We start from the raw sequence: 22,058 nt of genomic DNA on the forward strand, positions 1-22,058 counted from the left end.
ACGGCTGCCCGTCATTTCCGTGATTCGCCCTTCACCACGCCATGTGCAGTATGCACTTCTGCATCGCCCCGCACTTTAATGGCAGAAACATGCTCGGTGAACTGAGCGACCAGAATTTCGCCGCTGTCCAGTTTCTCCGAATGACCGAATTTAGTGTCCGCCCCACGGGTAAGGCCGATGACCTGGACACCGTCTTCCTGGGCTTTGATGACGACATAATCGTTTTGTGACATGTTCAGTCTCCTATCTATAATCTTTCCTATCATATCACAGTAGGGAAGAAGCCCGCAAAATGCCGGACGTCAGGACATCTTGATGAGAGAAATGACTTCCGCCCGCTTGCTGTCATCCTGGTCGAAAATCCCGCGTGCAGCCGCGGTGACCGTCTTCGAACCCGGCTTCCGGATTCCGCGCATCGTCATGCACATATGCTCGGCTTCGACAACGATATAGACGCCGAGCGGGTCGAGCATCTCGGTCAGCGCATCTGCCACTTCCGCAGTGATGCGCTCCTGAAGCTGCGGCCTGCGTGAAACGGCTTCGACCGCGCGTGCCAGCTTGCTCAGGCCCGCCACTTCCCCGTTGCGCGGGATATAAGCCACATGTGCCTTGCCATAGAACGGAAGCAGATGGTGCTCGCACATCGATTGGAAATGAATATCTTTTACAAGGACCAGCTCATCGTGGTCTTCATGGAATACGGTCTTAAAATATTCACGGGGATCTTGGCCGATGCCCCCGAACACTTCTTCATACATTTTGGCAACCCGTTTCGGCGTATCCAGCAGACCTTCACGATCCGGGTCTTCCCCGACCGCCTCAAGAATCAGCCGGACCGCTTCCTCAATCTTGCCATGGTCCACTTTTCCCATAATCGTCCCTCCATATACGGAAAACACCCGCCGCAAAGGGCGAGGAAGCCCATTCGGCTTCTTTTCCGCAGTACTCCTAAATGTTAGCACAACCGGGGTCCGGGTACAATTCACCGGTTCATCCGGAAACATGTGACTTCATTCCCTCTTTTGGGCATATTTTGGAGCGCATAAAAGGACGGTCCCTCTTCCGGAACCGGAAGTGTGGGACCGTCCTATGTAGTCAGGATATCATTTCACCGCATCTTTGAGAGCCTTTCCTGGTTTGAACGCAGGAACCTTGCTCGCAGCGATTTCGATTTCCTCACCCGATTGCGGGTTGCGGCCTTTGCGGGCTGCGCGCTCGCGTACTTCAAAGTTGCCGAAACCGATCAGCTGGACCTTCTCACCCTTTGCAAGCGCATCGGAAATTGTGCTGAATACGGATTCAACTGCATTAACCGCGTCTTTGCGGGAGAGGCCTGTCGCTTCCGCTACGGAGTTCACCAAATCTGTCTTGTTCATACCATTCACCTCCTCTCAAAGAGAAAGTTTGCTTAAGCATGTTCAAACTGTATCACAACCAAACCCGCACCGCAACAGGTTTCACGGGCTTTCCGGGCCTTTTGCGGCCCTGTTTCTCATGCTTCCCCCGAATGGTGGATGCTAAACTGCCGGATTGTCATTTTTCGTTCATAAAATAGCGGAAATACAGGCTGGATACCGATTAAAAACAGCTATTCATAAATTCCTCCGGATTTTCCGCTGCGGGCCTTCGCTTTCCGCAGGAGTTGCCTCAGCCGGCGCCAGTACGAAGACTGGCGTCTGTGCGCATCGCGAAGCGTTGCGCAACATCCGGCGGGGTCTTCAGCTGACGCTATTCCCGCAGGAGTCTTCGGCCCTCCGCTTCAATCTGATTTTGAGCATGTTAGGCTGAAGGAATCTGACTCATAAATTGAACAGTATAAATAAAAGGATGATGAATTACATATTCTTGTCTCCTCAGTGTTACACACGTAGATTTAAGACGGCATGAGTTCTAAATGTACAGGTTCGTATTCAGACTCTTGCCATATTCAACAAAGCTATATATGGGTTGTAGCAAAGTGTAGCAGAGAGTGATTAACACACCTAATGTACGTTGCGAGAAGTATATCGCACAATGTCTTAGGATGGTCTCATATTACCAACCTGCAGATCGCCCAAAAGGAATCGTAGGGGCGGAAATTCGAAGGATATCCCGTCTTACTATTTGTATTTATTTCCGCAAACCAAAAAAGGCACCTCCACGGGTGCCGGGATGAGTTCATAGGATGAACGTGACCATGCCTTTGTTTCCGTCGTTGACCATCTGCTCCATGGTTTCGCGGATCCGGTTTCTTGCGCGTTCCGGGACCGCGGTTGTCTTGAAGCGGATGCTTTCTTTCATCACCTCATGCAGCGGCGTGCCGAACAACTGGGTGGACCATAGGGCTTCCCGGTCGTTCAGGTAAGCTTCCTTCAGGTCTTTCAGCAGCTGGAGGCTGTGGAACTCCGAGCCGATGAGCGGCGAGAACTCTGCTTCCATGTCAATTCTCATGATATGGAGCGATGGGGCTTTCGCCTTCATCCGGACACCGAAGAAGTTGTTTTGCTTGATGAGTTCCGGAGGCGTCGGTTCAAAGTCGTGGATGACCGGGAGGGTGACCCCGTATCCCGTTTTCTTGGCGGATTCGATCGCTTCCTCGTATTGCCCGAACGCTTCCTTCGACTTGACCGCGTCGCGGATAAACAGCAGCCAGTCTTTCTTGGTCCGGATCGGTTCGCCCATCATCTCATCACACACTTCATGGAAGACGCCGTCTTCTGTTTCGACGAGGATGTTCGCCTTGCCCTGGCCGGCATCAACACCGACCACTTCCGCACGGCGGACAAAGTCCTCCTCCTGGATGGAAGCGGCGAGCCGCTGGACGTCACGGATCTTGGAAACCGCGGACAGCCCATCATCGAGCCTGCTCCTGATGGATGTGTTCAGATAATGGTCGTCTGCCAGGACATCCATCCATTCGGGCTTCTGCAGTTCGATCTCAGAAATCGGGAACTCGAACAGCGCTTCCTGCAGGATCAGCTGGATCTCATTGGCATTTAGCTGGTCCGCGCTGATGGCGATGACCGGAACCTCGTACTTATCTGTCAGCTCATCGCGGAGCGCAACCGTCTCCGAGTGGGCCGGCATCCGGCTGTTCAGGACGATGACAAATGGCTTTCCGATTTCTTTCAGCTTACCGACGATCTCTTCTTCCGCCTTGAGTGCTGCAGCCCTCGGAATGTTGTTCACCGTGCCGTCCGTTGTCATGACAATCCCGATTGTCGAGTGATCACGGATGACCTTGTCGGTGCCGATGCGCGCGGCTTCCTCAAATGGCACGGGCTCATTATGCCAAGGCGTGTGGACGTATTTGGGGCCGTCATCATCCATATGCCCCTTAACCCCATCAATCACATACCCGACACAGTCCGCAAGGCGGATCTGGAACGTCAGGTCTCCGTCACCGACCGAGATGCCTGTCCCCCGTGCCGGGACGAACTTCGGCTCTGCCGTCATGATGACCGGTCCCGGCGAGCTTTGCGGCAGTTCATCCTGCGCCCGGGTCCTGTCCGCTTCCTCGACCATGTTCGGAATGACGACTTCTTCCATGACCCGTTTTACGAACGTCGACTTTCCGACCCGTACCGGGCCGACAACGCCGATATAAATATCACCGTCTGTGCGTTTTGCCAATTCTTCATACAATGCTTCGCTCAAACCTTTCGCCCTCCTTTTCTGCGCAATTCATTGTATGCACGCAAAAAGCGCTTCATGCAAAAGCATGAAGCGCCCGGATTATTTCTCTGTCATGAAGATGACATTGCCTTCATCATCCACTGTATACGGCAGGCTGTAGGCAGGGAGAACCGGGTTCTCATCGTACAGGATATGCCGGATATCCTCGCCAGGTGCAACATCGGCTCCGGCGCTCACTGCATCATGCAGATCCGCCGTGTAATCGATGTAGAAATTACCGTCCGCAGACAGGACAATCGGCAATTCCCTGTCGCTGTATGGACTTTTCACTTTTGGTGGTTCACTCAGGCCCATTGCGGAGAAGTTCGGCAGGAAGACATCTTTCGTCAGCATCTCTTCGATCGGCACATGGCCGTTGACACTTTTACGGAGGTTCAGTTCCCTGATCCGCTCGGGACCGTTCAGGTCGACGAGCTTCACCGTCGGGTTTTCTTCTGCGTCCATGATGACGTACTGATAGATTCCGCCGGTCTCATAAGCATTCGACGGAATCTTCTCGAGATGGGCCGGAACGATTTTCGAGAAATCGATCGGATACTTGATGAACGCGTCCACTTCCTGGTCGCGTGTCTTGATCGGCAGCAGGCCGCCGCTGTTTTCCCGGTACTGTTCGACCGCGGATTGGACGGACCTCAGCTGCTCCTCATAGGGAATCGTGCTTTCGGCACGTTCATTGTCCGGATACATGCACCCAGACAATAGGAGTACAGCAGCGGACAGAAGGATGACCCAAAGTTTTCTCATGCCGGTCATCCTCCCGTCGGCCCGCTGAAGACAATATAGACCATCGAGAAAAATGCAAAGAGGAGCAGCAGCCAGGCAGTCAGGCTGAACACGAATTTCAACAGTTTATTATTAAGCTTATTGCGGCTGATGCTGATGAGGATCATACAGACGAACATTGCCCCCATTGCATAGAACGACAGCCACATTTTATCCAGGGATGACAAAACGGGTCCACCTTTCAGGACCGGTCAGGTTCAGGACCAGCCGGCCAGATCTTCTGTTTCATGTTTTTTCATGCGGCCCATGAGGAGATCCACCATATCGCGCGGCTTCTCCCCTTCGAACAGGACCGCATAGAGCGCTTCCGTAATCGGCATCGGCACCCCGCATTCCACGGAAAGCTGATGGGCGGCTTTTGTGGTCCGGACACCTTCAACGACCATGCCCATGCTGTCGAGCACTTCTTCCAGAGTCTTGCCCTGGCCAAGCATATTGCCTGCCCGCCAGTTCCGGGAATGGACACTCGTGCATGTGACGATCAGATCACCGAGGCCGGAGAGTCCGGAGAAAGTGAGCGGATTCGCCCCCATCGCGACACCGAGGCGGGTGATTTCTGCCAGGCCCCTGGTAATGAGGGCTGCCTTTGCATTGTCGCCAAAGCCAAGGCCATCCGTGACCCCTGCCGCGAGTGCGATGACGTTCTTCAGCGCTCCGCCGATCTCCACACCGACCACGTCATCATTTGTATAAACACGGAAGTCCTGGTTCATGAACAGGTCCTGGACTCTTCTGGCATGTTCCATATCTTTTGCCGCGGCCGTCACAGTTGTCGGCTGGTTCCGGATCACCTCTTCGGCATGGCTCGGACCGGACAGAACGGCAATGCCTTCGCAGACCGCCTGGTCCAGTTCCTCTTCCATCACCTCGCTGATGCGCTTGTGCGTATCGGGCTCGATCCCCTTTGAGACATGGGCAAACAGGACCGGCCTGTCCAGCACGCCGTTCAGCGCACGGCAAACTTCACGGATTCCCTTGGTCGGGACGGCCATGACTATAACCGATGCTCCGCTTACAGCTTTCGCGAGGTCGTGTTCCGCCTTTAGCAATTCCGGGAGCACGGCTCCCGGCAGATACTGCTCGTTCGTATGACTTTCTGTTATTTCTGAAGCCTGCTCCGCCCGGCGGGACCAGAGCGTGCAGTCGTGTCCGTTGGATGCGAGGACGGCGGCGAGGGCGGTGCCCCAGCTGCCGGATCCCAGCACGGCGACTTTGGTCATGATGTTCAAATCCTTTCCGTCATCAGCTGCGTTTTCTTGTGATGAGGCGGATCGGCGTTCCCTCGAAACCGAAGGCCTCACGGAGCTTGTTCTGAAGGAACCGCTCATAGGAGAAGTGCATGATTTCCGGATCGTTGACGAAGACAACGAAGGTCGGCGGCTTAACCTGGACCTGGGTCATGTAGTAGATCCGGAGCTTGCGACCCTTATCGGACGGTGCAGGATTCCTTGTCACGGCATCTTCGATGACTTCATTCAGGATGCTGGACTGGATGCGCAGCGTATGGTTTTCACTCACCATGTTCACGGTTTCGAGGATGGCCAGCACACGCTGTTTCGTCTTCGCGGATACAAAGACGATCGGTGCATAGTCAAGGAATTGGAAGTTTTTCCGGATTTCTTCGGTCATCCGGTTCATCGTCTTCTCGTCCTTCTCGACCGCATCCCACTTGTTCACAACGATAATGACACCACGGCCTGCATCATGCGCGTAGCCGGCAATCCGCTTGTCCTGCTCCCGGATGCCCTCTTCGCCGTTCAGGACGACGAGGACGACATCAGATCGCTCGATGGCACGGAGTGCGCGGAGAACGCTGTACTTCTCGGTCGATTCGTATACTTTCCCCTTTTTGCGCATGCCCGCGGTATCGATGACTTTGTACTTCTGTCCGTCGTGTACGAAATCGGAGTCGATCGCGTCCCGCGTTGTTCCTGCGATATCGCTGACGATGACCCGTTCTTCGCCGAGGAAAACGTTCGTCAGGGAGGATTTGCCGACGTTCGGACGGCCGATCAGGGAGAAACGGATAACGTCATCCTCAATTTTTTCCTCCTCATTTTCAGGGAAGCTGCGGACGACTTCATCCAGCAGGTCGCCCAGACCCAGGCCGTGGGAACCGGAGATTGGGAACGGCTCGCCGAAACCGAGCGAATAAAAGTCATAGATCATGCTCTGCATATCCGGATTGTCAATCTTGTTGACGCCGAGTACGACCGGCTTTTTCGTGCGATAGAGGATTTTCGCTACCTGCTCGTCCGCTGCGGTCACGCCTTCACGGCCGTTCACCAGGAAGATGATGACATCAGCTTCGTCCATCGCGATTTCTGCCTGTTGCCGGATCTGCTCCAGGAACGGCTCGTCCCCGATGTCGATGCCCCCTGTATCAATCAGGTTAAATTCATGGTTCAGCCATTCTGCCGGGCTGTATATCCGGTCTCGCGTCACGCCCGGGACGTCTTCGACAATCGAGATCCGTTCGCCGACGATGCGGTTAAAGATCGTTGACTTGCCGACGTTCGGCCGCCCCACGATCGCTACAATCGGTTTGGTCATCTGTTCCACCCTTCCGGTTTCTTCTTGTGTCATTATACAACAAAACGTTTCAGTAAACAGATGATAACATCTGCTGTCACAGAACCTTGATATTACAGCTTTTCTGAACATTCTCATCCATTCCCGCGCAGGTTGCGGATCACATGGGGAATTTGATGAACCGGTGCCTCCGACACATAAGATGATTTCATCCCATCCGCCATCATACAATGCGGAGAAGGAGTGAACTTCATCGTTAAACGGATTGACGTGGCTGTCTCTAAACATCAATTAAGGCTCTTTGATGGAAACAGGCTGATAAAGGTTTACCCTATCGGGGTCGGAAGAATACTGACGCCCACACCGACCGGAACCTACACGATTATTAATAAGCAACTCAATCCGGGAGGCCCGTTTGGGGCGCTATGGATGGGGTTATCAAAACCTCATTATGGGATACATGGCACGAATAATCCGGCTTCTATCGGCAAGCATGTCTCACACGGCTGCATTCGGATCCATAACCATGACGTAATGGAATGGTCCTCACAAGTACCTGTTGGCACCAGGGTTACCATTCATCCATGACTCTCAGTATCCGGCCTGCAGCTGGAAGGGAAGATCCGCAAACAAAAAAGGTGATGGCGCAATAGTCGCCATCACCTTTTGGTTTGTTCATAGAATTGTCCTGGCTCAGTCCTGGAAGCCTTTCAGCTTGTCGCCGATTACATCGCTGATCGAGAAGCCTTTGGACTCTTCAGGCATCTCGTATTCGTCAGGCTGTGCTTCGCGGCGGTCTTCGCGCGGCAGTGTCTCCTTGATGCTGAGGGAGAGGCGCTTGTCCTGCTTGTTGACGTCGAGCACTTTCACCTGGACGGTCTGGCCTTCCTCGATCACTTCATGAGGCGTGCCGATGTGGTGGCGGGCCATCTGGGAAATGTGGACGAGTCCTTCCACGCCCGGGAACACTTCTACAAATGCGCCGTAGGAAACGATTCGCTTGACGACGCCGTCAAGAACAGAGCCCTTTGGCGCCTTTTCTTCGATGTCTTCCCATGGTCCGGGAAGGGTTTCCTTGATGGAAAGCGAGATCCGCTCGTTGTCGCGGTCAACGGAGAGGACTTTGACATTCACTTTATCGCCTTCGGACAGGACATCGCTCACCTGCTCAACGTGGCCGTGCGCAACCTGGGAGATGTGGACAAGCCCGTCCACGCCGCCGATGTCGACGAATGCGCCGAACGAAGCGATGCGCTGGACTGTCCCTTCGATAACATCGCCTTCCTGGATGTTGTTCAGGACTTCACCCTTCTGGGCATCCTTCTCTTCCTCGATCACGGCGCGGTGGGAGAGGATCAGGCGGTTTTTCTCCTTGTCCATCTCCACGATCTTGAACGTCATTTCACGTCCTTTGTAGTCGTCGAACGACTCGACATAGTGGTCTTCAACAAGGGATGCCGGGACAAAGCCGCGTACACCGAGATCCACAACGAGACCGCCTTTGACAACGTCCTTCACTTCGGCAGTGATGGTCTCGTTGCTGTCAAACTTCTCCTTCAGGCTATCCCAAGCAGCTTCTGCATCGACTTTGCGCTTCGACAGAACAAAGTTCTCATTATCGTTTTCTACTTTGAGGATGATGAGTTCCAGTGTGTCGCCAACCTGGACTGCATCGGATGCCTTTTCTATATGGAGGCTCGACAGTTCGCTGATCGGGATGACACCGTCAAACGGTGCTCCGGGGATGGTAACCGTCACCGATTTATCTTCGATCTTTTCGACTTTCCCCGTAATGCGATCTCCTGTTTTGAAGTCGCGGATTTCTTGTTCTTCCATGTGTTGCTCCATGTTATTCATCTCTTCACTCATGCCTAAGTCCTCCTCCATAAAGGTTCCTTACCCCATTTTATTAGAAAACGCCTGTAAAAACAAAATATTAAGCTTATTTAGCCGATTTTTCTTTTTCTATCAGCAGGCGTATTTCTTGCATGATCGCTTCTGTCACTTCTTCCGCCCCTGCTTTCCGCTCCCGGAACGGTGTGATATCAAGGGGCCTGCCATACCGGACCTTCACTTTCCTCAGCGGGCGGTATGGGCCGATGATGGCACATGGGACGACGACTGTGTCGCCGCCCTTCAATGCGAAAAAGCCGGCTCCGGACATGCCCTTGCCGAGGGTTCCGTCTTTTCTCCGGGTTCCTTCCGGGAACATCCCGACAACCTGTCCGTCTTTCAGCAGGCTGATTGCCGTACGGATGGCATTCCGGTCACTGAGCCCGCGCTTGACCGGGAAGACGTGCAGGTTCGGCAGCAGGTTTTTCAGGATCGGGGCTTCAAAAAGTTCGGCCTTCGCCATGAAATTGATCGGCCTCGGGGCGGTGATCCCGACAACCGGGGGATCCAGATCTGCAATATGGTTGGAACAGACGAGGACGCCCCCTTCCTTCGGGAAATGTTCGGTCCCCTTCACGTCCAGCCGGTACAGCGGCTTGAGCACGCCGTAGACGACCGACTTTGCGAAATGATAGAAGTCCATCAGTCCACCTTCTCCCTGACAAGCTCCATAATCGCTTCTGCCGCTTCCCTGATCGTCATCGACGTCGTGTCAAGCAGCACTGCGTCTTTTGCCTGGGTGAGCGGAGAAAATTCGCGTTCGCTGTCTTTCTTGTCGCGGAGAGCAATTTCCTGTGCCAGCTGCTCCAAAGAGGAATCAAATCCGCGGCTCAGGTTTTCCGCATGGCGCCGGCTTGCGCGCTCCTCCACACTTGCTGTCATGAAAATCTTCAGTTCGGCATCAGGCAGTACGGCCGTCCCGATGTCACGCCCGTCCATGACGACAGCGCCCTCTTCCGCCATCCTGCGCTGGGCATCCACCATGTAGGCACGCACGCCGGGATGGGCAGAAACGGCGGAAACACCGTTTGTCACGGCATCCGTCCGGATTTCATCCGTTACATCCCGGCCATCCAGCCAGACGGTCTGCCCCTTGTCTCCGGCTTTCAGGACAATTTCCGTCCCCGGCAGAAGAGCTTCCACATCGGCGGCCTTGTCCAAATCTATGCCCGCCCCGATTGCTTTATACGTCAGCGCCCGGTACATGGCGCCCGTATCGATATATGTATAACCTAATTTCTCGGCTACTAACTTCGCAATCGTACTTTTTCCCGCTGCGGCGGGTCCGTCAATCGCAATGCGGATTCCGTTCGTCATCTCGTTCAACTCTCCTCAAGTCAATTCGACCCCATTGTACCATACCAAAAAACGAAAAGCCCCCAATGGCGGGGACTTTTCACCGGTTCAGTTCAGGATTTCGCTCTTCAGCACTTCCCCGGTTTCTGTATCAACCATCAGCCTGTAGGTGTCCGTCCTTCCGCCTGTCTTCTTGGTGACGACAAGCAGATGGCAGAGGCGCTGGACAAGCTCACGGTTGGCGGTATATCCGAGCTCTTCCGATTGGACCTCAGTCCCGTCCGTGAAGAATTCTTCCGGATCGAACGGGTTGATCGGCTGGGCCTCGAGCTTTTCTTCCTGGATATATTCCATCGCGTTGACACCAAGCACTTCACCGTCATCCTTCGCGAGCTTGACCTGGACACCGTCGGCAAACACCTTCCCGCCGGTATCAGGATCGACACGGACAAAACTCAGGTGCCAGAAATGGCTGTTTTCACGGGATTCTTCGTAGACAAGATCCGTATATCCCGCATGTTGGAGAAATTCTTCCGCGCGCTTCCGGATGTCCGCCTCAGGCAGGGTATCCTCGCCTACCGGCCGCTCGACCAGAAGGGACAGCAGATGGCCGCCGCGTTCCGTAAAGTCGGCATAGCCGATCCTCGCCCCGTCCTGGAAGCGGATGTGATAGAACGGGTAAGGTGCATCCGGCTCACTCTGGCTTACATGGACGGTGGCGCCGTCATAGTCCGGGAAGATTTCCTTAAACCGGCTGAGCGCCGCGTCCCTGCTGATCGGTTCGTCCTCCAGAATCTTGAGTTCTTTTTTCTTTTCCTCGTCATGCTCACTTGCCGTCAGCGGAAAATCGCTTTCCGAATAGGTTTTGACTGCCTGGCCGAGATCTGCCCAGCGTTTGTCGGGCTTCTCGCTTTCAAGCTGGGCAAACCACGTGTCCGGCCCGGTGCCTCCCGCAAACATCCCCTGCGTCACGGAGGACCATTCGTCGGAAAACTCATCAAGGTTCGCGGCCGCGTTGCCGAGCGCCTTTTCCCACTTGTCCTGCGGGATCGCGCCGGTTTTGGCCAGGTCTGCATAATCCCCGAGCCTCGTGAGGTAATTCATCCACTCCGAGGAAAACTCCCGGTCAAGCGGCAGTGAGGAAAGATTATTCCGGATCTCCGAGGACAGTCTCCAGATGTTGTCGAGCGGCTCCGCTGCCGAAGTGTGATCCTCGTAAAGCAGGACCTTCCTCACTTCCTGTTCCAGTTCATTCATCTGTTCGGTGGCCTCGGTCAGTTTGTTTGTATACTGGCCGTTCAGAAGCAGGGTCAGCCTGTCGTTTTTGGCGGAGGCTGACCAGGAAAAGATGGCCAGGGCGGCAACAGTATAGGCAAGTACAAATATCAGTTTTTTCATGGGGATCCCTCACATGCAGAATATATGCTGCCCGATTTTTTTGATCTGTGGTCTCGACCAGATCCATTCGCTTGTTGCCGTGACCGGGTTAAAGTAGTAGATGGCGTTTTCCGTAGGGTCCCAGCCATTGATGGCATCGATGACCGCTTCTTTGGCCCGCTCGTTCGGAGTGAGCCAGATCTGTCCGTCCGCAACTGCCGTGAAGGCGAGAGGCTGGAAAATGACTCCGCTCACAGTGTTCGGGAAGTCGGCATGCTCCAGCCGGTTCAGAATGACCGCTGCAACCGCTACCTGCCCTTCATAGGGCTCACCGCGTGCTTCTCCGTACACCGCATTGGCCATCAGCTGGATGTCCTGATCACTGTAGCCGGGAGGGATATTGGCTGTTTGTCCGCCTCCGCCGTTTCCACCGCCACCACCGGCTCCGCCGCCTCCACCTCCGCCTTTAACCTGGGCGTCAAGCGGCGTGCCGCCATAATGGGTGAATGCCTTTCCCGCAGCAATATTGCCCATGACAAAGTCTTTGTGATATTTTGAAACAGATACAAGCTTTTCTTTCGTCGCCGCCCCGGCCACACCGTCGATCGGGAGGCCGTACGACTGCTGGAAATTCCGGAGCGCCCAGTATGTCCCATAACCGAACTTCCCGTCGATTTTCCCGTCATAGAATCCCGTCCATTGAAGGCGAGCCTGCAGTTCGATGACATCATCGCCGAATGCCCCGCGCCCGATGTTCTGCGCGGAGAACGCGTCCATGCCGGCCGGGACGGATAAGGCCATGACCAGAACCAGCACCGCCAGGACGGGCCTGCGCTTTCGGCGCGCCGATTTCGTTTGCACATGAATCCCTCCTGTGATTTCCATCGCCCGCCCCGGAGATTCCGGGAGGGTCTTTTGCATAGCGTGTGCAAAAATAGGGGGATTATAAACAGGGAAAGACAAATGAAAAAAGTTTGCTTGCCGGGAATGGCTATTCGTTCACTCTTAAGGATCAATGTTTTATTGTTGCCGGAAAAGGCACAAAAAAACCCGGCTCCGGCCGGGTCATCGCACTGTACGCTGTTTTCGTATATATTGGTCCACACTCAGACTGTGCGCCTGTTTTACACGCTTGAGGGCAAACCACCATAAGAAGAGCATAAACGGGATCAGCAGGTACATTCTCATGCCGCCTGTCATGACAAGAGCATTATAGACGAAGTGGAGACCGAATGCGGTAAAGAATGCCAGGAACAGCATCGGCTTCGTGCCGGACTCTTCTACGAACCTGGCGCGGCCCAGATAATAGCCCATGACTACGCCGAACAGCGCATGGCTGGAGACGGGCAGCAGCGCACGGATCAGTGCCTCATCCATTCCGAAAGTCAGAAGGAAAAGGATGTTCTCGACAGTTGCAAAACCGAGCGATACTGATGCACCGAACAATATGCCGTCATAGGGATCCTCAAAATCCACATGACCGTATACGACAACAAGAAGGACGAGCCACTTGAAAAACTCCTCCAGCCCGCTTGTGAACAGGACATTACTGACAAAGAGCGAGTCGAAAACCCCTTCCTCCTTAAACACATATTGAATGAAGAGGATTGGAAATGTCAGCATCATTCCATATATATAGGTCTGAAGCAGGCTCCGTGATGGCTCTTTATGGATCTGCTTGCGCAGGTAAAAGTAACTGAAAAGCGCGAGGCCCGGGGCGATCGCCACCGTCAGCAGCATAAACAAGGGCGTCTCCCCCTCCTTGCGAACTACATCCATCATCCTATTTTAACATGTCAGAATCTACCGGGAGGTACCAAAATGACAAAAACCCTACTGCTGGTCCATACGGGGGGCACGATATCAATGACCACCGACGAACGGGGAGCCGTTACACCGGGACTGAGCAACCCGCTCCTCGGCGAAATCAACAAGCTCGGACTTGCTGACGAGATCATCGAGACCGAGGCCTTTAATCTGCCTTCCCCTCACATCACCCCTGCCCATATGCTGGAGCTGAAGAAACTGATTATGCGATTGCTCAGCGAACAGACAGCAGACGGGATCGTCATCACCCACGGCACGGACACGCTTGAAGAGACCGCCTACTTCCTGGACCTGACTCTGGACCTGGAAATCCCCGTCGTCCTCACCGGCGCGATGAGAAGCGCCGATGAGATCGGTTCAGACGGCGTCCACAATGTTCTGTCTGCCATCCGGGTCGCCTCGGATGAAGGTTCACGCGGCAAAGGTGTCCTTGTCGTTCTGAATGATGAAATCCATACGGCCCAGAACGTGACCAAGACCCATACCTCAAACGTATCTACATTCCAGAGTCCCCAGTACGGACCGATCGGCCTTGTGACAAACGGCCATATCCATTATCATCATGCCCCACTCCTCCGCACCCGCTTTCATGTGGACGAGCTCGGCGGTCGGGTGGCACTCCTGAAAGTGTATGCGGGAATGGATTCCGAATTCCTTTTCCATGCGGCAGACGCAGGCTATGAAGGAATTGTTCTCGAAGGGCTCGGACAGGGAAATGTTCCGCCTTCACTCATGCCGGGAATTCAACGACTGCTGGATGATGAAATCCCTGTCGTGCTTGTTTCGAGATGCTTCAATGGAATCGCCCAGCCGGTGTACGGCTACGAGGGGGGCGGTAGGATGCTTCACGAAAAAGGGGTGATTTTCGCCCACGGGCTCAGCGGGCAGAAAGCCAGGATCCAGCTGCTCCTCGCCCTGTCGTCCGGCATCGGCCCCGAGCAGATTGCAGAATCGTTCAAGGGGCATTGAGGACCGCTCCATCACTCAAGACAGAAAAAGGACTTAGTTTACATAAAACTATTATGTGAACGGAATAAACAAAAGCCGGAGCTGATGGCGGGAAATTCCCGATTTCAGCTCCGGCTTTTCTTACCTCACATATTCTATCGCTTTCTTTGCGATGAGACCTCCATGGAACCGTCCGTTTTCTATAAAGATCTCATTTGCGTTATTCCCCGCCGCAATGACACCGGCTATGAAGAGGCCGGGCACTGACGTTTCCATCGTCTCCGGATCAAAATGCGGCCGGCCGGTTTCCCCGTCGATCCCGATTCCCATGCTCCGCAGGAAGGTATGGTCCGGGTGATAGCCGGTCATGGCAAACACAAAATCATTGGGAACCGGAATGATCCGGCCCTCTTTATCCTCAAGCTCGACGGAGTCTCCGGTAATCCGTACAGGCGCCGTGCCGAACCGCATATCGACCGACCCGTTCCGGACAAGTGCATCAAATTCCGGCAGCACCCACGGCTTGACGCTCGGAGAGTACTCCGTCCCGCGATAGGAGACCGTAACACGGGCACCGGCTTTGTTCAGCTCGATGGCGGCATCCACAGCCGAGTTTTTGCCGCCGATCACAAGTACATCCGTATCGAAAAACGGATGCGCTTCCTTGAAATAATGGAAAACCTTCGGCAGGTTCTCCCCGGGGATACCCAGATAGTTCGGATTGTCATAATACCCCGTTGCTACGACCGCGACAGGTGTCCGATAATAGCCCTTATCGGTTTTGATGTTAAATCCGCCTTCCGATTTTTCCACGTGTTCGACCCGTTCGAACCGATTGACCCGGAGCTGCTTTCTCCGCACGACTTCCCGGTAATAGACCAACGCTTCGTTTCGTTTCGGCTTCAGCCGTTCGGTGATGAAGGGGATATCGCCGACAGACAGCTTTTCACTTGAACTGAAAAATGTCTGGTGGGTCGGATAATGATAGATGGCATTGACGATGTTGCCTTTTTCGATGATGAGCGGACGGATGCCTTCATCCTGCAATGCGATGGCCGCAGCGATTCCGCATGGCCCTCCCCCAATAATGATTGCTTCTTCCTGAATCATTTTTACAACGCTCCATTACTGTGCTTCTTTTTTTGCCCGCAGCCTGATTACATGGCTTTCTGCCGGGGCTCCTAGCCTGAGCGGAACGAGAGAAGTCCCGTAGCCGTTGCTCACGAGTTCCACCTTCCCATTATCCGACCGGAAGCTGCCCTTTTCAAGCATCCCGAACCGCCCCAGCCTAATCTGGCCCCCGTGGGTATGACCGGCAATCCGGACTTCCGGGTCCCTAGACCCGAGCATATCGAACACACGCGGCGAGTGGGAGACGAAGATGACCGCATCCCCCTCCCTGACATTCCGGAACGCCTGATTGACATTGACATTGAAAGAAGATGTATCATCCGTACCGACAAGCATCCAGCGGACGGGACCTGACATCAGTTCGTCTGATTCATTGTCAAGAACGGTTCCGCCTGCATCAGAGATGGCAGAACGGATCAGGGCCTCACCGACTTCACGGTCATTGTTTCCCCATACATAGTATATCGGACCCAGCGCGGAAAGCCGGCTGATGTTCCTGCGGATGCGCGATTCCGGGACGCCGCCTTCCGCAAGGTCCCCGCCGATGATCACGGCATCAAACGGACCGCCAGCCTTCGCTATGAGTTTCTTGGATATACGGCGGCGGTGGATATCCGATATAAAAAAGATGTCAGGACCTTCCGCATCCTGATCCGTATGGATGACAGCCTCATGCTTCCTGAGCATCGCCAGCTTGGCGCTGGCATACATCGCGGCGAGCGCAGTGCCCGCCGCTGCCGCCAGAACGGCGGCAGCAGATTTTAATTCCATTGCATCAACTCCCGTTTTTCGGGGGCTTTTGGACCCTTTCTTCATAAGACGCCCGCCTTGGCCTAAAGTATGCGCCAAAGCGGATTGCGCTTCACAGAAAGTGGGATCACGAAAAGATTTCCCGACAAAAAAGCAAACGGCAGCAGCTCGGGTCGCTCACCGGAGGCCGCTGCCGTCGCTATGAAATTCGTTTTTCAGTCTTCCTCATGGATGTGCAGCACGCGGAAACCGATTTTCTCAAGCTGCTTCAGGAATTGTCCCAGGTTGTCGTTTTGCTCGACTTTGAGGACAATCCGCCTGATCAGCTTGTCGGTCTCATCAAAGGTGATCAGGGAAATGACGGACTCGTGGTATTTGTGGAGCAGTTCTCCGAGACGGGCGATCTGACCTTCCGTCTCCACCGAAGTGAACGTGATCCGCACACCCTTCCGGCTCATTCCGAATGCGCTTTTCACCTGGTTGACGATGTCCGGGCGCGTGACGATCCCAAGGAACCTGGGTCCATCGGTGACAGCGATAATCGGAAAATCGCTGATTTCAACGAATGATTTCTCGAATACATCATCGAGGGTGAGCGTGATGTCCTTCCGGATGATGATGTCGTTAAGAGATGTTTCCGAAAGATAGGATTGCCGGTCCTTGCCGGAGTGGAAGTAAGCCTCATACGTCAGGTACTGGTTGATGATGCCCTTATACTCATCGCCATCCAGTACCGGCAGTGCATCAATGTCCTTTCGGCGTAGCAGCTCAAGAACGTTTTCGAGTGACTCGTTGATCTGGATGGTCACACATTTCTCTTTTGGAATCATGACGCTTCGTACAAACATCGTCCCACCCCATCTTTTTGATATCTGTGTCCTGGATATTTTTATTCGGCAGGCGGACCGGTCATTCCTTTAATTATTCCGGCTGTTTAAGGGATGATTAGTGTTTGTCCGACGGAAATTTCATTGGAGGAAAGTCCGTTTGCGCGCTTGATCTTTTCGACGCCGTCACCTGAGCCGTAATAATTCACCGAAATGCGGTAAATTGTCTCTCCCGGCTGCACGGTGTGGGTACCGCGCTTGGCCTGTTGCTTTTCTTTTTCCTGCTCCTGCCGCTGCTTTTCAAGGCGCTGCTGTTCCTCGAGTTTTTTCTGCTCGGCAATCCGGGCCTGTTCTTCTTTGCGCTTTTGCTCCTCGAGCCGCTTCTGCTCTTCGAGTCGCTTTTGTTCCTCGAGTTTTTTCTGCTCCTCAAGTTTTTTCTGCTCTTCCAGCTTCCGCTGCTCTTCCAGGCGTTTTTGCTCCTCTTGCCGCTGCTTTTCCGCCTGTTTTTCCTCTTCCTGCTCATCTGCATCAGAAGCGGGAGCGCCTTCTGCCGGCGGCTCGGCATCTTCTCCGGCGATTGAAGTCTCGATCTCGAGGTTCTGCTCGAGTTCGGCCGCATTGCTGCTTTCCATCGGATCGTAAAATTTATAAACATAGATAAATAGCGAAATCGGAATCAACATAAACAGAATCAGCAACGTGTTGATCAGCGTGCTTCCCTTGGGCCTGTTCTTTTTTCCGACTGCCTTGCCGGCCTTCTGCTTTTTCTTGGCTGACGGTTCCTTACGGCCGAACAGTTCAGCTCTTGTCATCGGCTTGTCCGAGGCGTCCGTATCGTCTGTCACCGCGATTTCCTTGCGGTGCTGCTCGAACTTCTGCCTGAAGTCATCATTCGTCATCGCCGTCACCCTCCAATAAAAGGTACGTACACATATTATGACGAAAGATGTCGGAAAAGTAAACGTTATTCACTGCTTTAAACTCCGAACAAACCGCTAATCCGTTTCCTCCAGTCAAGAAGACCGGGGGTGTTTTCGGCGGATGTCCTGGCGATTAATATTTGGGGAGGTTCAAGACCACATTCCGAACAGCAATGGGCCGGACGTACTGCCGGCGAGTAGCCGAACAGGCCCATGGCCCTGGAACGGATGCAGCCCCGTCCTTCCGCAAACCGGACCATCGCGATAATTTCATTCCGCTTTCCTGCCGCAAGGCTTTCCATCTGGCTTGCGGCCTTTTCTGTTCCGAGTCTGCCCAGCCAATAGGAGACGACACGAATCGCGGTTTCTGAAAGACCCGCCCGCTCTCCCGCTTCCGCGATGTCCATGCCTTCCGCTGCACACCTGCCGATAAAGCGGACGGTTTCCGGTTCAGGCAGATCGTCCATTGCAATAAACGCCGCTGTATCGGCATCGCTTTCCGAATATAGGAGGGTGGACAAAGACTGCCCGCCATCCCTTCCTGCCCTGCCGATTTCCTGGATATACTGTGCCGCCGAAGGAGGCAGATGATCATGGATGATCCACCGGATATCGGGCTTGTTGATGCCCATGCCGAATGCATTCGTCGCGCAGATCCATTCCAGCTCCCCATTCAGGTACTGCTGCTGGACAAGGATTCGGTCTTCAGTCTCCATTCCGGCATGAAAGGCGGCCGCACTGATCTGCCGGCTTCTCAGGAGGTCCGCAAGTTCTTCTGCCCGCTTCCTCGACTGGACATAGATGATTCCCGGCCCCTTCCAACGTGAGAGGTTTTCAAGAATCCATTCCGTTTTTTCCTCCCTGCCGTCAAGACCGATCAATTCCATTGCAATATTGGGCCGGTCCGGCGGGTGAATAAACAGCTGCGGCTGCTTCATCAGAAGGTAGTCCGCGATATCCCGGATGGCCTTTTCCGAGGCAGTCGCCGTCAATGCCAGGACAGGGGGCCTGTTCTCCAATGCCTCGAGCCATTCCCTCAGCCTGAGATAGTCCGGCCGGAAGTCAAAGCCCCATTGGGAGATGCAATGCGCTTCGTCCGCCACGATATAGGCAAGCTTAAGCTGTTTGATCCGACCGGAGATATAAGGCTGGATCAGCATCTCCGGGGAGATAAAGAGATATCGGTACCTCCCAAGATTGGCCAGCACATCAGACCTCTCCTTTGGAGCCAGGAACGAGTTCAATGCCGCCACCCGCTTTTCGCCCTTCATCTTCAGCTGGGCGACCTGGTCCTCCATCAGCGACAGGAGAGGGGACACGATCAGTACCGTCCCTCCCAGAGCGTGGACGGGAAGCTGGTAGCACAATGACTTGCCGGCACCGGTCGGCAAAACGGCGATTGTGTCATGGCCGCAAATCACCGAGCGGATCACCTCTTCCTGGCCTTCACGGAATTCATCAAAGCCCGTGACCTGTTTTAGCAGGCTGTCCAGGTTTTCCGGGATCGTCATATCCATCTTGACCGTCCTCCTTTCCGAGCCGGGCGAGGATCAGGCGCAGCTGAAAATAGCTGAGTCCCGGAAACGATTTTTTCAGAACGCTCAGTTTGCGGGTGGCCAGGCGGTCCGCTTCGTTTCTGACGGCCTCGATGTCCTCCGGCGCTGCAAATTTCCGCAACGGAAATGTCGGATCGTTGATTGCAATCTCAACAAAATGGTCTTCAATTGTACTCATTTTCAGGTTTCTGCGCTGCGCGATTTCGGGCATTCCCATCCCGGCGCGGTACAGCTCGTCCGTTTTTTTCGCGGAATCTGTCAGCGGACTTTCCGCCCGCACTCCCCGTGATAGTGCAGAAAGGATCGGAGTCGGGTTATCGGCAATCGCATCAAGCCAGATATGGAGGCTTTCCACCCATTCCACCTTCAGGTCCATTTCGGACATGCCGGTCAGTCCGGAAAGCTGATGCCAGGTCATGCCGGACATGCCCTTTCCCGTCAGTCGGGCGGCAAAACGGGAAAGACGGTCATCCTCCATTCCGGTGGATTCCAGTCCTTCACAGATCTCCAGTGCTATTTCCACGGGTTTCCGTCCTCTCAGGACAGTCCCGAACAAATTCCTCACGTCTCTCTGGACAGCCGGATCGGCGGATACCGGCATGAACATGCGGTCCCCCGCAGACACATGGGAAACCGTCTGGATGGTGAGGGCGAGCCTTGCAAAAAACACCTGTTCCATGCCCCTGTATACCCAGCCGTTCAGCCGGACCGGCCCAAGCGAGGAGGCCCTCTTTCTTCCATCCGCTGTAAGAAAAACGGTCCCATCCTCTTTTTCAGCGATCAGGCCCGATGCCATGAGACGCTGATAGCACCGGTTAAAATCATTTGCATGCAAAGAAGGCAGCATCCCGAAAAATGGGTGCAGCCTGTAATACTCCGTATCCTGCAGCGTCTGGCCCGACCGCTTCCCCTTCATCAGGTGGAAGGCGGCGTGCTTGTAGCGCTCGCCGTCCAGACGGCTGATGATGTTCAATAAAATGTCATCGAAGCTCATGGCACGCCTCCGCGGGATAAAGTGTTATCATTAGTAGTGATGCAAAACCGGTTCTGCCAATGCGGAACTCGAGATTCATTGATTAAAGGAGAGACCCACTATGCCGAAGTACACGATCGTTGACCAGGATACGTGCATCGCATGCGGGGCCTGCGGCGCAGCCGCCCCTGATATATATGATTACGATGATATGGGCCTGTCGTTTGTTATCCTTGATGATAACACGGGCACTGTTGAAGTTCCAGAACTGCTCATCGAGGACATGGAAGACGCCCTCGACGGCTGCCCGACAGACTCCATCAAAATCGCCGATGCCCCGTTTGACGGCGATCCGCTGAAGTACGAAGACTGACCCGAACATCCCGTCAGGACTGCAGATAAAGTGAGCAGATTGCTCCTTTGTCTGCAGTTTTTCTTTTCCGGAATACTCCGGTGGCAGCCCCCACTTTTCGACGCAAGCTTCTCGGATTCATACGTAAACTTATCCAAATCTTCACTCATGCCCCTTTACTGTCCCAATTCATTGGAGGACTTCTGCGCATTACTGGCGCCGGGCTTTAATATTCCGTGAAGAATCACCACGGTTACAGAAAGGGACCGGTCCGGTTTTACCCGAATCGGTCCCTGAATAGGTATAGTGGATGCTGGCCGCCCCGGGGAATTATCCCTGGAAGACGGCACGCTGTTTTTCGATCCAGCGATGCATGCTGCGGAACAGCAGCAGGATGATGGCTGCGAGGATAATGCCCTTCAACAGATTGAATGGCAGGATTCCGAGTACGATCATCTGGTACAGTTCTTCGCCCGACATGACCGGGAAGTTCATGAACTTCACATAAAGCGGGAGGAACAGCACGTAGTTCAGCAGGCTCATGCCGATTGCCATCGAGAACGTCCCGAGGATCAGACCGGTGGTCATTCCTTTGGCGGTGGACAGGCGGTGGTACACCCACCAGACAGGCAGGATGAACAGGACACCCGTCGCGAAGTTGGCCATATGGCCGACCGGAACGCCGGTCGGGCTTCCTGAGAAGACCCAGTCGAGGACGTTCTTAAGCAGTTCAACGAGGATACCGGCAACCGGTCCCATTGTGATTGCCGCGATGATGGCCGGCACTTCACTAAAGTCGACTTGCAGGAATGCAGGGAACGGCGGCAGCGGGAAGTTGAACAGCATGAGCACAAACGAGATACTGCTCAGCATGGCGATTGCGATCATCGACCGCAGGCGCAGATTTTTCTTCATAACACATTCTCTCCTTCTGTTGATCCTCTTCAACGAAGGAAGGACGACGGCCCCCGAATAACTGCCCCAAATCAAAACCCCTGAACGGAAATCCGTCCAGGGGAGAAAGGCAAGTTTAATACAGGCGTCACCTGTCCATAAAACGCAGACAGAAACGGCCGTGCCTTCACCTTCTCCCATCCAGACTTTACTGTCGGCTTTGGAATCTCACCAAATCCTGCCTTGCGGCTCGCGGGCTTAGGGGCCTATGCCCCATCACCGCCGGTCGGGAATTTCACCCAGCCCCGAAGATGAATCAATATG

At 54.2% G+C, this 22,058-nt stretch carries 24 protein-coding genes and 1 riboswitch; of the genes, 3 read left to right on the forward strand and 21 right to left on the reverse strand.

The features are described from left to right. Window positions 1-11: 11 nt before the first annotated feature. The 8 genes from mtrB to der form a co-directional block, all read right to left on the reverse strand. Window positions 12-233 (reverse strand): trp RNA-binding attenuation protein MtrB, encoded by a 222-nt coding sequence (gene mtrB, locus C772_RS02110; RefSeq protein WP_008297001.1) that lies wholly within the window; start codon window positions 231-233, stop codon window positions 12-14. 69 nt (window positions 234-302) lie between these two features. Beyond that, window positions 303-872 (reverse strand): GTP cyclohydrolase I FolE, encoded by a 570-nt coding sequence (folE, locus tag C772_RS02115; protein WP_008297003.1) that lies wholly within the window; start codon window positions 870-872, stop codon window positions 303-305. Window positions 873-1,103: 231 nt separating this feature from the next. After that, entirely contained in the window at window positions 1,104-1,376 is a 273-nt protein-coding gene (locus C772_RS02120) for an HU family DNA-binding protein (protein ID WP_008297005.1), read from the reverse strand. A gap of 781 nt (window positions 1,377-2,157) precedes the next feature. After that, entirely contained in the window at window positions 2,158-3,636 is a 1,479-nt protein-coding gene (gene spoIVA / locus C772_RS02125) for a stage IV sporulation protein A (RefSeq protein ID WP_008297008.1), read from the reverse strand. Between the two features lie 78 nt (window positions 3,637-3,714). Then, window positions 3,715-4,419 (reverse strand): hypothetical protein, encoded by a 705-nt coding sequence (locus C772_RS02130; RefSeq protein WP_008297010.1) that lies wholly within the window; start codon window positions 4,417-4,419, stop codon window positions 3,715-3,717. A gap of 5 nt (window positions 4,420-4,424) precedes the next feature. Further along, window positions 4,425-4,625 carry a DUF2768 domain-containing protein gene (locus C772_RS02135; RefSeq protein WP_008297011.1) on the reverse strand — a complete coding sequence of 67 codons (201 nt, stop codon included), beginning with the start codon at window positions 4,623-4,625 and terminating at the stop codon, window positions 4,425-4,427. A 30-nt stretch (window positions 4,626-4,655) separates the two neighbouring features. Next, window positions 4,656-5,678 (reverse strand): NAD(P)H-dependent glycerol-3-phosphate dehydrogenase, encoded by a 1,023-nt coding sequence (locus tag C772_RS02140; protein ID WP_008297013.1) that lies wholly within the window; start codon window positions 5,676-5,678, stop codon window positions 4,656-4,658. A gap of 22 nt (window positions 5,679-5,700) precedes the next feature. Beyond that, window positions 5,701-7,011 (reverse strand): ribosome biogenesis GTPase Der, encoded by a 1,311-nt coding sequence (gene der / locus C772_RS02145; protein WP_008297015.1) that lies wholly within the window; start codon window positions 7,009-7,011, stop codon window positions 5,701-5,703. Window positions 7,012-7,242: 231 nt separating this feature from the next. On the opposite strand from der, the gene C772_RS16275 reads away from it, so the two are divergent. Beyond that, entirely contained in the window at window positions 7,243-7,578 is a 336-nt protein-coding gene (locus tag C772_RS16275; RefSeq protein ID WP_081607108.1) for a L,D-transpeptidase, read from the forward strand. Between the two features lie 105 nt (window positions 7,579-7,683). Here C772_RS16275 and rpsA read toward each other — a convergent pair whose 3' ends face one another. The 6 genes from rpsA to prsW all read right to left on the reverse strand — a co-directional run bounded on the left by rpsA (window position 7,684) and on the right by prsW (window position 13,302). Further along, complete coding sequence (gene rpsA / locus C772_RS02150; protein WP_008297016.1) at window positions 7,684-8,859, reverse strand: 30S ribosomal protein S1; 1,176 nt, start codon at window positions 8,857-8,859, stop codon at window positions 7,684-7,686. A gap of 73 nt (window positions 8,860-8,932) precedes the next feature. Continuing rightward, window positions 8,933-9,526: a lysophospholipid acyltransferase family protein gene (locus C772_RS02155; RefSeq protein WP_008297018.1), complete on the reverse strand. Its 594-nt coding sequence runs from the start codon at window positions 9,524-9,526 to the stop codon at window positions 8,933-8,935. Further along, window positions 9,526-10,200: a (d)CMP kinase gene (cmk, locus tag C772_RS02160; RefSeq protein ID WP_008297019.1), complete on the reverse strand. Its 675-nt coding sequence runs from the start codon at window positions 10,198-10,200 to the stop codon at window positions 9,526-9,528. The genes C772_RS02155 and cmk overlap by 1 nt, the downstream gene beginning before the upstream one ends. Window positions 10,201-10,287: 87 nt before the next feature. Beyond that, on the reverse strand, window positions 10,288-11,577 hold the full coding sequence (locus tag C772_RS02165) for a PepSY1/2 domain-containing protein (RefSeq protein ID WP_008297020.1): 1,290 nt from the start codon (window positions 11,575-11,577) through the stop codon (window positions 10,288-10,290). Window positions 11,578-11,586: 9 nt separating this feature from the next. Then, window positions 11,587-12,357 (reverse strand): spore cortex-lytic enzyme, encoded by a 771-nt coding sequence (sleB, locus tag C772_RS02170; protein ID WP_035001284.1) that lies wholly within the window; start codon window positions 12,355-12,357, stop codon window positions 11,587-11,589. Between the two features lie 264 nt (window positions 12,358-12,621). Next, entirely contained in the window at window positions 12,622-13,302 is a 681-nt protein-coding gene (gene prsW / locus C772_RS02175) for a glutamic-type intramembrane protease PrsW (RefSeq protein WP_008297022.1), read from the reverse strand. 75 nt (window positions 13,303-13,377) lie between these two features. Here prsW and C772_RS02180 point away from each other — a divergent pair, with 75 nt between their 5' ends. Continuing rightward, window positions 13,378-14,352, forward strand: a complete 975-nt coding sequence (locus C772_RS02180) for an asparaginase (RefSeq protein WP_008297023.1) — start codon at window positions 13,378-13,380, stop codon at window positions 14,350-14,352. A 120-nt stretch (window positions 14,353-14,472) separates the two neighbouring features. On the opposite strand, the gene C772_RS02185 is transcribed toward C772_RS02180, so the two are convergent. The 6 genes from C772_RS02185 to C772_RS02210 form a co-directional block, all read right to left on the reverse strand. Then, on the reverse strand, window positions 14,473-15,441 hold the full coding sequence (locus tag C772_RS02185) for a YpdA family putative bacillithiol disulfide reductase (protein WP_008297024.1): 969 nt from the start codon (window positions 15,439-15,441) through the stop codon (window positions 14,473-14,475). 15 nt (window positions 15,442-15,456) lie between these two features. Further along, complete coding sequence (locus C772_RS02190; RefSeq protein ID WP_008297025.1) at window positions 15,457-16,233, reverse strand: metallophosphoesterase; 777 nt, start codon at window positions 16,231-16,233, stop codon at window positions 15,457-15,459. 194 nt (window positions 16,234-16,427) lie between these two features. Further along, the gene (locus C772_RS02195; protein WP_008297027.1) at window positions 16,428-17,060 is read right to left on the reverse strand and encodes a CBS domain-containing protein; all 633 of its coding nucleotides are present in this window, start codon (window positions 17,058-17,060) and stop codon (window positions 16,428-16,430) included. Between the two features lie 86 nt (window positions 17,061-17,146). Next, window positions 17,147-17,938, reverse strand: coding sequence for a LysM peptidoglycan-binding domain-containing protein (locus C772_RS16005; protein WP_008297029.1), 792 nt, complete (start codon window positions 17,936-17,938; stop codon window positions 17,147-17,149). Window positions 17,939-18,015: 77 nt separating this feature from the next. Beyond that, window positions 18,016-19,476 carry a RecQ family ATP-dependent DNA helicase gene (locus tag C772_RS02205; RefSeq protein ID WP_008297030.1) on the reverse strand — a complete coding sequence of 487 codons (1,461 nt, stop codon included), beginning with the start codon at window positions 19,474-19,476 and terminating at the stop codon, window positions 18,016-18,018. Continuing rightward, window positions 19,418-20,509 carry a helix-turn-helix domain-containing protein gene (locus C772_RS02210; protein WP_008297031.1) on the reverse strand — a complete coding sequence of 364 codons (1,092 nt, stop codon included), beginning with the start codon at window positions 20,507-20,509 and terminating at the stop codon, window positions 19,418-19,420. The genes C772_RS02205 and C772_RS02210 overlap by 59 nt, the downstream gene beginning before the upstream one ends. Window positions 20,510-20,609: 100 nt before the next feature. Here C772_RS02210 and C772_RS02215 point away from each other — a divergent pair, with 100 nt between their 5' ends. Further along, window positions 20,610-20,861: a ferredoxin gene (locus C772_RS02215; RefSeq protein WP_008297032.1), complete on the forward strand. Its 252-nt coding sequence runs from the start codon at window positions 20,610-20,612 to the stop codon at window positions 20,859-20,861. A gap of 309 nt (window positions 20,862-21,170) precedes the next feature. On the opposite strand, the gene C772_RS02220 is transcribed toward C772_RS02215, so the two are convergent. Then, window positions 21,171-21,755, reverse strand: a complete 585-nt coding sequence (locus C772_RS02220; protein WP_008297033.1) for an ECF transporter S component — start codon at window positions 21,753-21,755, stop codon at window positions 21,171-21,173. Window positions 21,756-21,919: 164 nt separating this feature from the next. Continuing rightward, window positions 21,920-22,051, reverse strand: a riboswitch (FMN riboswitch). Between the last annotated feature and the right edge of the window lie 7 nt (window positions 22,052-22,058).

Origin of the sequence: Bhargavaea cecembensis DSE10 (assembly GCF_000348905.1) — a bacterium.
Lineage (GTDB): Bacteria > Bacillota > Bacilli > Bacillales_A > Planococcaceae > Bhargavaea > Bhargavaea cecembensis.

Bases quoted from the DNA above. Each gene is read 5' to 3' on its own strand.
- mtrB (WP_008297001.1), bottom strand. From the start codon at position 233: ATGTCACAAAACGATTATGTCGTCATCAAAGCCCAGGAAGACGGTGTC.
- folE (WP_008297003.1), bottom strand. From the start codon at position 872: ATGGGAAAAGTGGACCATGGCAAGATTGAGGAAGCGGTCCGGCTGATT.
- C772_RS02120 (WP_008297005.1), bottom strand. From the start codon at position 1,376: ATGAACAAGACAGATTTGGTGAACTCCGTAGCGGAAGCGACAGGCCTC.
- C772_RS02130 (WP_008297010.1), bottom strand. From the start codon at position 4,419: ATGAGAAAACTTTGGGTCATCCTTCTGTCCGCTGCTGTACTCCTATTG.
- C772_RS02140 (WP_008297013.1), bottom strand. From the start codon at position 5,678: ATGACCAAAGTCGCCGTGCTGGGATCCGGCAGCTGGGGCACCGCCCTC.
- der (WP_008297015.1), bottom strand. From the start codon at position 7,011: ATGACCAAACCGATTGTAGCGATCGTGGGGCGGCCGAACGTCGGCAAG.
- rpsA (WP_008297016.1), bottom strand. From the start codon at position 8,859: ATGAGTGAAGAGATGAATAACATGGAGCAACACATGGAAGAACAAGAA.
- C772_RS02155 (WP_008297018.1), bottom strand. From the start codon at position 9,526: ATGGACTTCTATCATTTCGCAAAGTCGGTCGTCTACGGCGTGCTCAAG.
- cmk (WP_008297019.1), bottom strand. From the start codon at position 10,200: ATGACGAACGGAATCCGCATTGCGATTGACGGACCCGCCGCAGCGGGA.
- C772_RS02165 (WP_008297020.1), bottom strand. From the start codon at position 11,577: ATGAAAAAACTGATATTTGTACTTGCCTATACTGTTGCCGCCCTGGCC.
- sleB (WP_035001284.1), bottom strand. From the start codon at position 12,357: ATGGCCTTATCCGTCCCGGCCGGCATGGACGCGTTCTCCGCGCAGAAC.
- C772_RS02180 (WP_008297023.1), top strand. From the start codon at position 13,378: ATGACAAAAACCCTACTGCTGGTCCATACGGGGGGCACGATATCAATG.
- C772_RS02185 (WP_008297024.1), bottom strand. From the start codon at position 15,441: ATGATTCAGGAAGAAGCAATCATTATTGGGGGAGGGCCATGCGGAATC.
- C772_RS02190 (WP_008297025.1), bottom strand. From the start codon at position 16,233: ATGGAATTAAAATCTGCTGCCGCCGTTCTGGCGGCAGCGGCGGGCACT.
- C772_RS02195 (WP_008297027.1), bottom strand. From the start codon at position 17,060: ATGTTTGTACGAAGCGTCATGATTCCAAAAGAGAAATGTGTGACCATC.
- C772_RS16005 (WP_008297029.1), bottom strand. From the start codon at position 17,938: ATGACGAATGATGACTTCAGGCAGAAGTTCGAGCAGCACCGCAAGGAA.
- C772_RS02205 (WP_008297030.1), bottom strand. From the start codon at position 19,476: ATGGATATGACGATCCCGGAAAACCTGGACAGCCTGCTAAAACAGGTC.
- C772_RS02210 (WP_008297031.1), bottom strand. From the start codon at position 20,509: ATGAGCTTCGATGACATTTTATTGAACATCATCAGCCGTCTGGACGGC.
- C772_RS02215 (WP_008297032.1), top strand. From the start codon at position 20,610: ATGCCGAAGTACACGATCGTTGACCAGGATACGTGCATCGCATGCGGG.
- C772_RS02220 (WP_008297033.1), bottom strand. From the start codon at position 21,755: ATGAAGAAAAATCTGCGCCTGCGGTCGATGATCGCAATCGCCATGCTG.